Below are 12,050 nucleotides of genomic sequence, written 5' to 3'. Positions count from 1 at the left end.
AACCCATTATATCCGCTGTGTTTGCCTGAGATAACCGTCTTAGGGGGTGTCTGAACCTAGACTTTAGACTAGTATCGGTCCTGTGGAGGATTTGTTATTACTCTCTGAAAATGGTCAGTGCATGACCAGGCTATATAAGAAGTAAATTGGAAGAAAAGTGAGAATTGAACCCGGTTGCAAGGGGATATAGAGGCAGCTAACCAAACGGCATCAGGTGGTGGATAGTTATGAACCAACGGAGGTTACCTCCCTATATAGCAAAGGACCTAACCTTGCGGTTGGGTCCTAGTGCTGTTGGAGCTGCTAAATTATTTTAGTTTAATTTGGCCTTGTTCGGTTCCGAAGAAACCCGTTTGAACATTTAAGACAAAATCAGTCACGTCTTTGGGGACCTCAAACGCAACATTTCCGGTTTTGGATAAGCCGGGGTTGATTCCGTCAAATAAGAAGAATTCTTGGGAAGTGGTAATGAGCATTGAAGGTGTATACGTGACTTCACCCTTTTTAAGTTGGAAGAAGGAAGAGTCTGTGCTGATCATTTTAGTGCCGTCATTTTTAACGGTGACATTAACAATGTAAAATACACTTCCGTCTGAATCAGTCTTGTATGAGAGATAAGGCCCATCCTTAATTTCTTTTGTAGTGGAAACCTTGTTGACTTTGAAAACAACATCTCCGACCTTGAGTTCTTCACCAATGGATTTGATCTGAGCTTCTTTGGCTGGTTGTTTGGTTGCCTCCGGTTTTTCGTTAGCCGATACATTGGCCGCAGAATTAGCGGTAGTGGTCCCTGGATCATCTTTGACGGAAAGCATAGAAATAACGATTCCTAAGACGAATAACATCACAAACCCTAAGCAGCCGATCTTAAATACTTTTTTCATTTAGAACCCTCCTGTAATAGATAAAATAAACGGATATTCCATGAACTCTGAAGTTTATGGTTCTTAAGACATAATACTTTAGAATCAGTTCATTGGTTTCAAATCCTATCTATTCCTTATATCGGTTTGAAATAGATTGATATTAAGTGATTCCTGACATTTTTAGAAAGAGTATTTTTTAAAATATGGAAAAATGATTAATTTAATGAAAAATCTCTAGTCGAAATGAACCTGTTAAGTTACAATGAATAGGAAATATTACCTAGAGGAGTGTTTGGTATGACGGGGTCTAGAGTCATGAAATGGATATCCGGAGGGTTAGAGCTGGGATTAGCTATTCCGTTTATCGGGGGAGCATTTGTTCTTGCTAGCGGGTACACGGTCTTAGCATTTATGTTCATCTTGCATGTAATTACACTGGTTCTTTCCAGCCGGAATAGAGAACCGAATTACGGGTCCATATTAGGGATTGTGACCTCTTTACTTGCTTGGGTTCCATTCTTGGGATGGATCTTGCATCTGCTTTCTGCTATTTTCCTGATGGTTACGGCGGCACAGAGAAGTAAGTAATACCCGGATTCGTAATTTAACTGCTAATAGGAAGACAAAGGCTTAAAGGAAATACCTTACAAAGGATGTGCCGTTATCAGTCAGTAACGGTCGTATAATTAGCTGTAAATTTAAATTTGCACCCTTACAAACGGATATCGGAAAAAGCCTCCGGGTTTGACTGATTCATTTCAAAGGGTGCATTTTTATTTGCATGATTATTAAATACCCCTAATGTTGGTTGTCAGTTTCCGCTACAAAGGATGTCATTCCATTTGAATGATCCACGCCGCAGGGACGATTAACTATCCCGGAATCAACGGCTAGACTACAAGTATGTGTGGAGCCGATCTAAATATAAAGATATTAATACAACAAAAATCCCTAACCTTCCGGCTGGGGATTTTTGATGTACCGATGGAAGCCTCCGCTTATATATGAACGGGCAATTCCACGAAAAAGGAAACCTGCTCATTCTTCACGCTTTTCGCATAGATGTTTCCTTTATGCTGTTCGATAATGGCCTTAGCGATTGCTAATCCGAGACCATAACCGCCTTGGCCGCGGGTCCGGGATGAATCCGTACGGTAGAATCGGTCGAAGATTTTGTCCAAGTGCTCTTCAGAAATCCCTTTTCCCGTATTGGTGACGATTAGGACCAGATTCTGGTGGCGCTTGTTCAATGTAAGATCGACCGATCCGCCGGACTCCGTATATTTCATCGCATTGTCCAGCAGGATCATGACGACTTGCTTGAACTGCTCAATGCTGCCTCGCGCTGTCAATCCAGGCTCGATCTCATAGGTAAGGTGGATATCCTGCTCATAAATAACGGCTTCCATAGTAAGGACTACTTGTTCTACAGCCTCACTTACTTCAAAGGGAGCCATCATCACACCGGTATCGATTTGATCGATTTGCGCTAGATATAATAGGTCATTCGTCAGTTTTCCCATCCGTTCCGACTCGGATTTAATAAACATAAGCCATTTTGACTGATTTTTGATGATGTCGTCTTCATGAGCCAGCAGCACATCTACGTTGGTGTTAATTACGGTAAGAGGGGTTTTGAGTTCATGTGAAGCATCGGCAATAAATTGCTTTTGCTTGTTGAATGCCTCCTGTACGGGTCCGATCGAACGATTGGCGAAGAAACGGCTGATGAAGAAAATGATGACAAGCATGACGGAAGCCACGACTAGGAATGCATAGATCAAGTTGGTCAAGAAGGCTTGCTGGGAGGTAACGTCGAGAAAGGAGATCACATAGCCGTCGGGAACAGTCTGCACAGCATAGGCCCAATGAACATCATCGAGCTTGAGCTTCCCCTGCTGCTTGTTTTTGGCTAAGGCTGCGGTTTTAATCTGGTTATAGAATTCAGCGGTCATATCAAAGCGGGATGAAACGGTTTGGATTGTGCCCTGCTTGTCCGTGACAAGCGCAAAAGATGCGGAACGAAGCGGAGGCGACATTCCGTTGTTACCCGCGCCCGCTTGAGGTTCCTGAGGGGCAGTGTTAGGTCTGAACGGAGCGGATTTCCCTGCCGGCTTACGAGAATCGGATTCCCGGTGCAGCTCCATATCGATATCACGGCTAATATTCTGATCCATGATGATATAAATCGAACTGAATGCGATAAGCATCATGAAAGAGATGATAATCATATTCAGGAGGAGAAATTTATTTCGCAGCTTGTTGAACATTAAGCTTTCACCTCTAGCACATAGCCGACTCCCCGAATGGTGCTGATTCCTACAGCCGAATTCAGGTGGACGAGCTTTTTTCTCAAGAATGAAACGTAAACTTCCACATTATTATGCTCCGCCTCGGCATCAAAGCCCCATAATTTCTCTATGATTAATTCCTTAGGCGTAACCGCCTGCTTCCTCATGATGAAGAGCTGCAGCAGCTCGCTTTCTTTCAAAATAAGCTTAATTTCCTTGCCTCTGCATGAGAGCTTTAATGTGGCCGTATTCAGCTCGATATCGCCATAATGCAGGGCGTTGTCCGGAACAACTTCGCCCTTGCGCCGGAGTGCGGCACGTATGCGGGCCAGCAATTCTTCTGTAACGAACGGCTTGGCTATATAATCGTCGGCTCCGTAATCGAGCCCGGATACTTTGTCCTCCGTCTCGCCCCTCGCTGTAAGAAGGATAACCGGCGTAGCGATTCCTTCTTTGCGGATCGTCTGCAGCAGAGCCAGTCCGCTCATTCCGGGGATCATAATGTCCAGCAGCAGCAGATCATAGATCCCGCTTTGCGCATAATCCAGACCCGAGCTGCCGTCATGGACCACATCAACGGAATAGTGCTGCTTCCGAAGGATATGGGCGAGAGCCTCCGCTAAATGAGTTTCGTCTTCAACGATTAGGATTCTCATGGTTTCTGACTCCATCCTTCCCGCTAACAGCGGTTGTAGTAGGACTATTATAGCATTCCGCACCTTTAATGAACCTTAAATGGAATGTTTTACGGCTTGCCGTATGATTCGGTTCTAAGGAGCCAATTACTCCTATGGCTAGGGCTTTTTTCCCTTTTGAGAGATCCCAGAAAAGTATTTAAGGTTCGTTAAAGGTTCACGTCCTAAGATGGAGCCATCCAAGATACACAGGAAGGAGCAAGTAGGATGGCCATTGAGGTGTTTAACCGATATGAGAACAAATATCTGCTTGATGACACAAGCTTCCGCATGATTCATGAGAAGCTGCTTGCATACATGGAGCTGGATGAATATAACCGGAAGCATACGTTTTATTCCATTAGTAACCTCTACTACGATACGAGGGACCATGCTTTAATACGGAATTCCCTGCTCAAGCCCAAGTATAAAGAAAAGCTTAGGCTTCGTTCCTACGGGGTTCCTGAGCCGGGGGCCAAGGTGTATATGGAGATCAAGAAGAAGGTTCATGGCCTCGTGAACAAGCGGAGGACGGCTCTGAAGACAGATGAAGCGTATGAATTTGTCCGCACGGGAGTCAAGCCTGAACTTGCAAGCTACATGAATAAGCAAGTGTTGAGCGAAATCGAATACTTCCTTCAGCGATATGCTTTGGAGCCGAAGGTGTACTTGGCTTATGACCGAATTGCGATGTTCAGTAAAGAGAGCAGGGATTTGCGGATTACGTTCGATTGTAATATAAGGTCGAGGCGAACCGAGTTGATGCTGGAGAGCGGTAACCATGGTGAGCCGCTGCTTGGCCCCGGACAATGGCTCATGGAAGTCAAAGCGGAGAAGACCATCCCCGTCTGGCTGGCCCGCCTGCTGTCGGAGCACAGCATGTTTCGGACGAGTTTCTCGAAGTACGGCAATGAATATAGAAAAATGCGCATGCAGCAACAACATCCGGAGGGAGAACGTGTATATGCTTGAATCTTTATTTTCGACGACAACAACTAACGCAACCTTAACCTTCAGTCACTCGCTCTTGACGATTGTGGTTTCATTCTTGTTAGGCGGAATTATCAGTATCACTTATATGAAAACCAGCAAACAGACTTATTCCCAGAACTTCGCGCTGACGATGATTCTGATTCCTTCCATCATCGCGATTATTATTCTGCTGATCGGCAACAACATTGCGAGAGCTTTCAGTCTAGCCGGTGCATTCTCCATTATCCGCTTCCGCAGCGCACCCGGTGATCCGAAGGATATCGCTTTTGTTCTGTTTACGATGGCAACGGGTCTTGCCTGCGGTGTCGGTGTTTACGGGTATGCCATTATGTTTACCTTGATTTTATGTACATTGATGATCGTGCTCCACAAATTCAAATTCGGCGCCCAAAAAACCACTCAGAAATTGCTGAAAATAACGGTGCCGGAAGATTTGGCGTATGAGGAAGCTTTCCTGGAGGTTTTTAGACAATTCCAAGTCGATCATGAGCTGAAAAAGGTCAAAACGACCGAGTTAGGCAGTCTCTTCGAACTGGTGTATTCGATTACTATGGATCCGGCTGCGAACCAAAAGGATTTGATCGATGCTCTCAGATGCAGGAACGGGAATTTGAATATTACTTTAACTATGAACCCGCAAGCTTCGGATTATTAAACCCTGAGGAGGATGGATGACGATGAACAATAAACATACAAATACAAAGAAGATTAGATTGTTGGCGCTTTTGTGCGCAGTGATGCTGCCGGCTTGTCAGAGCCAGGGGGCTACTCAAACTGATACTTCCTCAGCTTCGCCAGCGGCGATGCAATCTCAAGTTTCAACCGAACCGGTCCCTGTGTCCTACAGCAAGGATGACGAGAATATCGATTGGAAGGCGGCGAGCCCGAACTATATTGAGCTGAGCGCGGCGGGCGCGGACATTACGGGGACCGGGGCAGCGGCAAAGGATCGTACCTTGACGATTACCGCGGCAGGCACCTATGTTTTAAGCGGCTTATGGGATGGAGGCCAGATTGTTGTTGATGCGCCCAAAGAAGACAAGGTCTGGCTGGTGCTGAATGGTGTAGAAATTACGAGCAAAGTAAGTGCGGCGATCTATGTGAAGCAAGCGGATAAAACCATTGTTACGCTTCAGGAAGGCACCAAGAACGCAGTAACAGATGCGGCCAAGTATACGGTGGTTGATTCCACGACGGATGAGCCGAATGCGGCGATTTATAGCAAAGACGATCTTACCATTAACGGAACCGGCGCTTTGACCGTCCGTGGTAATTACAATAATGGAGTGACGAGCAAGGACGATCTTCGGATTACCGGAGGGGCGATTACGGTCTCTGCTGCTGATGACGGGATTATGGGAAAAGATCTGGTAGCGCTCAAAGCAGGCACGGTTTTGATTGATGCTGCGGGAGACGGAATCAAATCGACTAATGACACGGATGCCGCCAAAGGAATCATCCATGTAGACGGAGGAACGTTTCAGATTAAGGCGGGCAAAGATGGCATACAGGCGGCAGCCTCTGTGCAAGTGAACGGCGGTACATTCGCGATCTCATCCGGTGGCGGGAGCGCGAGCGCTCCTGCGAAGAGTGAAGCAGGAGGCGGCATGAAAGGGGATATGCCGGGCGGAATGAAGGGAGGAACGGGAGGTTTCCCGGGCCAAGCAGAAGGCGGGGCACCGGGAGAAATGAACGGCGAAGGCGGAGCGCGAGCAGACAAGCCAGTCACATCGGAGGCGGCTACCCAACCGAAGAGCAGCGCCCAGGCAGACGATGCGGCTGCGGAAACGGCCAGCGCCAAAGCTATTAAAGCGGGTAAGGCTATCACGATTGCGAAGGGGACATTCAGCATCGACTCAGCGGATGATGCTATTCACAGCAACCAGATCATTGCTATAGCCGGAGGGGATTTCTCTATCGCATCCGGGGATGACGGTATTCATGCGGATTCGTCGATTCTGATCAGCGGCGGCAAGATTCAGATTACCAAGAGCTATGAAGGGATCGAGAGCTCGGACATCACCCTCGCAGGCGGGGAGATTCATGTGACCGCGAGCGACGACGGGATTAATATCGGCGGAGGGGCGGACGGATCGTCGACGAATGGACGTGGAGGGCAGAATAAGTTGAATTCTTCCTCTGCCGGCAACAAGCTTAAGATTACAGGCGGCAGTATTTATGTGAATGCCTCCGGCGACGGATTGGATTCCAACGGATCCATCCTGATGTCGGGCGGGACCGTCTATGTAAACGGGCCGACCATGAATGGCAACGGCGCGCTCGATTATGACGGCTCCTTCGAGCTAAGCGGAGGTCTGCTGGTTGCAGCCGGCAGTTCGGGAATGGCGCAGGCACCATCGGATTCCTCAACTCAATCGTCTATTCTGATGACCTATCCTCAGGCGCAGAAGGCAGGGACGAAGGTCGAGCTGCGGGACAAGAACGGGAAAACACTGGCAAGCTATACCCCTGACAAGAGTTTTCAGACGATAGTCATAGGCTCGCCTGATCTCAAAAAGGATGCCGCTTACTCCTTGTATACCGGAGAAGCGAAAACGGTTGATTTCACTGTCTCCGGTATAGTGACATGGCTCGATGAGAACGGCGTGACTACGGCGAGAAGCTCCGGTCCGGGCGGATTCGGGGGAGGACACGGAGGCGGCAATCCGGGCGAGCCTGGCGGAAAACGCGGCCCTGGTGAAATGAGCAGGCCCTAGGACGGGTATGCGCCAGTAGGTATAAGCAGCTTCATGCATTAGGGGCGGCAACTTAAAGAACCTTCATTCCACTTCAAGTGGTTTGAAGGTTTTTTGGATTGTTATAAGCATAAGCCATTGGGATTTGCCCGGGGGAGCGACGGCGCTGACCGGCATAGGGAGCAAGCGATAAGATTATTTAACCCGATTATTGTTTATAAAAAGTATATTTACTAATTCGAAACCTTGCGGCAGAAGCCGGTATGCGGGTGAGCAAGCTAAGCTGAAACCGGTGCACGGGGGCTGGCAAGGATGCAGGAGGCTGAAGGGTGTGCCCGCTTATGCGTATCATTTTGAAACGAACTGGAAGTTTAATGCGGATATCCGGGAAGTCTGGGAGTTGATCGGCGGTACCGCGGATAATAATTGGTGGTCGGGAGTCAGTTCGGAGCCTATACATATGAGCTCGGATCCCAATGGAATCGGCAGCAAGTATAATTATGTTTTCCGTACGAAGCTTCCGTACAAGCTGGCTTTTATAGCCGAAGTTATAAGAAGAGAAGAACCGCAATATCTGGAAATAAAAGCGAGTGGGGAGCTGGAGGGCCAAGGCGCCTGGAGATTAGCTCAGGAAGGCAGCGTGGCTCATGTCCAGTACATTTGGCAGGTAAATCCGAACAAGAGGTGGATGAATCTGCTCGGGCCGATTCTGAGGCCTGTATTTATATGGAACCACAGCAGGGTGATGAATGATGGAGCCAAAGGAATCGCTTCTACCCTTGGTGTGAAGCTGATTTCGTACTAGCGGCCCTACTATTCAGAAGTAAATCAAGCTTCTTTTTCTTAGGGGAGAAGTCGGGTCCGAGGTTCCCTTGCAATAATAAGCATACGGGAACCGCTGAACAGGAAGCAGCAGATCCTGCATGTGTGCAAGCAAATACATGTGTGCAAGCAAAAAGAATCCCGGATGCTGAATTTCAGCACCCGGGATTCTTTCAACATAGATCTTGTTAACTGTCATATCTCTATAGCGTGAGTTTCTAAGCACGGAATGGAGTATGTATGAGGGGCGCTTCATTCCCCGCTTCCCTTACTCTGCTTTGTAGTCATCTTTCGTATCAATCCGGATGGAATTAGCATCGGCATCCCACGTAACACCGATATTCATCAATTCTGCAACGTCTCTAAGTTTGAAGTAGTTATTCCCATCAATATTGTATGCAACGAAAAACACTTCAAATTCATCGAGATATACACTGGCTGACGTTTCCTGCACTTGCTTGCTTGCCGATCCTTCAGCAGCAGCCAGTTCTCCGCCTACTGGTGTATAAGCTTTATTAGTGGCGAGGGCAATTGCGTTCTTGTCGGCATCCCAGCTGATTTCGAAGTTCTTTTCCGTGCCGTTTACCGACATCGCCAAATCCCGTAATTTAAAATAGTTGTTACCCTCGATATTGTAAGCCTCGAATGCCACATCTTTGCCGTTTACCAATACTTTGGAAGGTGTAGGAATCGCTGACAAAGTCTCAGACTCTTCCGTACCCAGAACCTCCGTACCCGCTTCGCCTCCAATTACTTGCAGTAGAATGGGAGCATTATCGTCCTTGTTTTCGCCTTGGAATACAGGGAAAATACCGTAATCCACTGCTTCTGTAAGCACCGCTGAGTTATTGACGATATCTACGTATTCCAGGCTTTCATCGTCCACCCATTTGGCGATTGCCGTTTCTTCGGACAGTTCCCCATAGAAGGTCACCTTCACTGGGCCCGTCGCTAAATACTTAACCTCACCATAACCTACGTCCTCGGTCATTGTTAATTCAACTACATTTGAAATGGTGACATAGCCGCCCAGCTTTGAATCAAAGCGCATGACACGCCCCTCTTCGCTTGCAGCCAGCCCCGTGAATGATGCGAATAACGAAATGAACAAAGCAAGTACGGTCGTAACTGAAAGACGTTTGAAGCTTTTCTTCATCGGATAATCTCTCCCCTTATTTTTAAGTAACTAAATAATTAATATTGCTTACTAAGATTAAATCATATCAGACCCCTTTTCAATATATTGGTAACAACTATTTGTGTCATTATGAACTGAAGTTGAGTAATTTGGCGAAGAACCGCGATTAAATTAACAGGGTAGCACATCCTGGTCCCATGGTTTAAAGAATTAAAAATTCCATTGCCTAGGTGACCCTGTTAGGCATACTGGATTAGTTTCAATGTTTTAATTGTTATTATTAATTCTTACAAATCTATTTATTACATAAGGATCATACTTGATAGAACCTTGATATGAATCGGCTGCATATAGATGACTGGGGAGTGCGGCTTCATGATCCAGATACCAGGCATGGCGGGGTGTCCTTCTTCATGCTCCATTAGAGTGAAAAAGTATTGTAAAAAAACGGCTAATGATTAATACTGATATTGGAAATACGATTTGTAAATGGAAAAAATCCGGATTGCCGGGGCGTATCATCGAAGGAATAGTGTCTTACTCGCTTTACATAACTATTAATGATGTATGGGGGGCTAAGTGATGAAAGTTTTAAACGGAATCGATTGTATATTTGACCAGTACTTATATGATGAGCATGGGCTCAACTGTTTTTTGGCACCCAAATATTTAGCAACGCAAACCTTTAACCAGGAATATCCCGATTTGTTTTATTTGTACTTCTACTTGTTCTTCCACTATAATTTCAATCCCGCCGATCGTGATGCTCCTCGACTTTATCATCATGATTTAGATTCCATTGAATCTTATCTCCTCAAAGAAAAACTAGGATTAGAGATGGCCGATATAAACATAGAAGATAACCTGGTAGAGAAAATTGAAGAAAATTTAACCGAGGGAAGACCCGTATTCGTGCCTGTAAGTAAGAAAGCGATCTTCTATTGTGAAGAATATTTGAGGAATGACCATCCGCATCTTATTCTTGTAAAAGGTTATGACCGGGAAAGAAGACGCTTTGTCATACAGGATGGCGAGCAGCTTGTTTCCTTAACGAACAGCAGGCCCTATCCGGCTCTGCGGACCAAGATCGGCGACGTATGTTCCGAGTTCTATATGCTCTACGAGACTTTGGAAAGCGGTTTCGACATGTATAAGGAATCCTTCGTCTATATGGATGGAAGTATAAAAGCGATGAGAGCGGTAAAAGCACCTGCGATAGATTCCAGTCTGAACGCATTAATTGACATCTCGGATATGATAATGGAATTTGCGGGAAATGAGGAGCATTTCATCCAGTCTAAACTTGAGTATCTTGCGCATAGCGATAATGAGTTGATCATGGCTTATATATCCAGTCAAAAAATATTATTTAACATTCTTAACCGTTTTATTTCCATGCACGATCAGGACCCTTCCCATGTAGAGCATATCCGGATCCTCATGAATGAATGCAGCGGCTTATGGAAAAAGCTCACCAATATCATCGTGCTTAATACGGGGAGAAGGAAGGCCGGTCTTGAAAACTCCAGTTCTTCTATGATTAACAGTTTATCTGATGAAATTATGGAAATGGAGATTAAGTTATTAAAAGATATAGCCAAGATCGGAGCGGCCTTGAAAACTCCGGTCTGAAGCGAGACTAGCCGGCTTCGTATGTCATTTGCTGTGTTCATTCTCTAAATATCTCAACAGCTATCGACCCATTTGAGAGAATGTGCTATTCTTGATAACGTGGTAACGCAATAAAGTAACCAAACTTATTCAAAGGTGGCCTCTTACAGATGAAACGTGTAGCATCAATGGTTCTAATTATGGCAGCAGCCCTTTCTATTTTTACGGGATGTTCGTCCAAAGGAGCAGAGAATGGCAGCAAAGAGCTGGTCATTGGAATTGACGACAAATTTGCGCCGATGGGTTTCCGGGATGAGAAGAACGAAATCGTCGGTTTTGATATCGATTACGCCAAGGCGGCCGGTGAGAAGATGGGCCAGGCGGTTAAATTCCAGCCAATCGACTGGAAGACCAAAGAATCTGAGCTGAGCAGCGGACGAATCGATCTGATTTGGAACGGATATACGATTACGGACGAGCGTAAAGGGAAAGTTCTTTTTACCAAGCCTTATCTTAAAAATGCACAGGTTGTAGTTACGAAGAGTAATTCACCTGTGACGAAGCTGGATGATCTGGCGGGTAAAGTTGTAGGGCTCCAGTCACTTTCTTCGGCTGCCGATGCGCTGAATGCGAATCCGGTTAAATCGAAGATCAAGTCCGTTACGGAATATGCGGATAATGTCCTCGCCTTGAGCGATTTGAAAATCGGCCGGGTGGAAGCGGTTGTCATTGATGAAGTCGTGATTAAGTATTACATGGCCAAGGATCAGGGGACTTTTAAACTGCTGAATGATTCGCTGGCTCCTGAGGAATATGGAATCGGCGTGAAGAAGGGCAATGAAGCTCTGCTTCAGAAGCTTCAGAAAGCCCTCGATGATATGAATCAGGACGGTACGGCTGCGAAGATTTCCGAGAAATGGTTCGGCGAGAATAAAGTATTGAAGTAATCAGAACTGAAT

11 protein-coding genes are annotated in these 12,050 nt (G+C 46.2%); 7 read left to right on the top strand and 4 right to left on the bottom strand.

Annotated features, from left to right (window positions below; genetic code table 11):
* Positions 1-308: 308 nt before the first annotated feature.
* Positions 309-884 (bottom strand): DUF4352 domain-containing protein, encoded by a 576-nt coding sequence (locus AR333_RS20150; protein WP_068777170.1) that lies wholly within the window; start codon positions 882-884, stop codon positions 309-311.
* 279 nt (positions 885-1,163) lie between these two features.
* Here AR333_RS20150 and AR333_RS20145 point away from each other — a divergent pair, with 279 nt between their 5' ends.
* Positions 1,164-1,454, top strand: a complete 291-nt coding sequence (locus AR333_RS20145; RefSeq protein WP_068777169.1) for a hypothetical protein — start codon at positions 1,164-1,166, stop codon at positions 1,452-1,454.
* Positions 1,455-1,864: 410 nt separating this feature from the next.
* On the opposite strand, the gene AR333_RS20140 is transcribed toward AR333_RS20145, so the two are convergent.
* On the bottom strand, positions 1,865-3,136 hold the full coding sequence (locus AR333_RS20140; RefSeq protein WP_068777168.1) for a cell wall metabolism sensor histidine kinase WalK: 1,272 nt from the start codon (positions 3,134-3,136) through the stop codon (positions 1,865-1,867).
* Positions 3,136-3,813 carry a response regulator transcription factor gene (locus tag AR333_RS20135; protein ID WP_068777167.1) on the bottom strand — a complete coding sequence of 226 codons (678 nt, stop codon included), beginning with the start codon at positions 3,811-3,813 and terminating at the stop codon, positions 3,136-3,138. Before AR333_RS20135 ends, AR333_RS20140 begins: the two co-directional genes overlap by 1 nt.
* Before the next feature lie 246 nt (positions 3,814-4,059).
* On the opposite strand from AR333_RS20135, the gene AR333_RS20130 reads away from it, so the two are divergent.
* From AR333_RS20130 to AR333_RS20115, 4 genes are all read left to right on the top strand, one after another.
* Positions 4,060-4,803 (top strand): polyphosphate polymerase domain-containing protein, encoded by a 744-nt coding sequence (locus tag AR333_RS20130; RefSeq protein ID WP_068777166.1) that lies wholly within the window; start codon positions 4,060-4,062, stop codon positions 4,801-4,803.
* Entirely contained in the window at positions 4,796-5,479 is a 684-nt protein-coding gene (locus AR333_RS20125; RefSeq protein ID WP_068777165.1) for a DUF4956 domain-containing protein, read from the top strand. Before AR333_RS20130 ends, AR333_RS20125 begins: the two co-directional genes overlap by 8 nt.
* A gap of 22 nt (positions 5,480-5,501) precedes the next feature.
* Positions 5,502-7,541 (top strand): carbohydrate-binding domain-containing protein, encoded by a 2,040-nt coding sequence (locus tag AR333_RS20120; RefSeq protein WP_068777164.1) that lies wholly within the window; start codon positions 5,502-5,504, stop codon positions 7,539-7,541.
* A gap of 310 nt (positions 7,542-7,851) precedes the next feature.
* A complete protein-coding gene (locus tag AR333_RS20115; RefSeq protein ID WP_068777163.1) occupies positions 7,852-8,325 on the top strand; it encodes an SRPBCC family protein in 474 nt (157 codons plus the stop codon).
* Positions 8,326-8,610: 285 nt separating this feature from the next.
* Here AR333_RS20115 and AR333_RS20105 read toward each other — a convergent pair whose 3' ends face one another.
* The gene (locus tag AR333_RS20105) at positions 8,611-9,498 is read right to left on the bottom strand and encodes a hypothetical protein (RefSeq protein ID WP_068777161.1); all 888 of its coding nucleotides are present in this window, start codon (positions 9,496-9,498) and stop codon (positions 8,611-8,613) included.
* Positions 9,499-10,062: 564 nt separating this feature from the next.
* Between AR333_RS20105 and AR333_RS20100 the strand changes: the two genes are divergently transcribed.
* Together AR333_RS20100 and AR333_RS20095 are read left to right on the top strand one after the other, a co-directional pair.
* Positions 10,063-11,112: a BtrH N-terminal domain-containing protein gene (locus AR333_RS20100; RefSeq protein ID WP_068777160.1), complete on the top strand. Its 1,050-nt coding sequence runs from the start codon at positions 10,063-10,065 to the stop codon at positions 11,110-11,112.
* A gap of 149 nt (positions 11,113-11,261) precedes the next feature.
* Entirely contained in the window at positions 11,262-12,038 is a 777-nt protein-coding gene (locus AR333_RS20095; RefSeq protein ID WP_068777159.1) for an amino acid ABC transporter substrate-binding protein, read from the top strand.
* Positions 12,039-12,050: the final 12 nt, after the last annotated feature.

The organism is Paenibacillus sp. FJAT-26967 (assembly GCF_001541095.1).
Taxonomy (GTDB): domain Bacteria; phylum Bacillota; class Bacilli; order Paenibacillales; family NBRC-103111; genus Paenibacillus_F.
Note: the sequence above shows the minus strand (reverse complement) of the source record. Positions and strands in the feature narration are given on the sequence as shown.

Excerpts from the sequence above, each read along its gene's own strand:
- AR333_RS20150 (WP_068777170.1), bottom strand. The coding sequence starts at position 884 with ATGAAAAAAGTATTTAAGATCGGCTGCTTAGGGTTTGTGATGTTATTC.
- AR333_RS20145 (WP_068777169.1), top strand. The coding sequence starts at position 1,164 with ATGACGGGGTCTAGAGTCATGAAATGGATATCCGGAGGGTTAGAGCTG.
- AR333_RS20140 (WP_068777168.1), bottom strand. The coding sequence starts at position 3,136 with ATGTTCAACAAGCTGCGAAATAAATTTCTCCTCCTGAATATGATTATC.
- AR333_RS20135 (WP_068777167.1), bottom strand. The coding sequence starts at position 3,813 with ATGAGAATCCTAATCGTTGAAGACGAAACTCATTTAGCGGAGGCTCTC.
- AR333_RS20130 (WP_068777166.1), top strand. The coding sequence starts at position 4,060 with ATGGCCATTGAGGTGTTTAACCGATATGAGAACAAATATCTGCTTGAT.
- AR333_RS20125 (WP_068777165.1), top strand. The coding sequence starts at position 4,796 with ATGCTTGAATCTTTATTTTCGACGACAACAACTAACGCAACCTTAACC.
- AR333_RS20120 (WP_068777164.1), top strand. The coding sequence starts at position 5,502 with ATGAACAATAAACATACAAATACAAAGAAGATTAGATTGTTGGCGCTT.
- AR333_RS20105 (WP_068777161.1), bottom strand. The coding sequence starts at position 9,498 with ATGAAGAAAAGCTTCAAACGTCTTTCAGTTACGACCGTACTTGCTTTG.
- AR333_RS20100 (WP_068777160.1), top strand. The coding sequence starts at position 10,063 with ATGAAAGTTTTAAACGGAATCGATTGTATATTTGACCAGTACTTATAT.
- AR333_RS20095 (WP_068777159.1), top strand. The coding sequence starts at position 11,262 with ATGAAACGTGTAGCATCAATGGTTCTAATTATGGCAGCAGCCCTTTCT.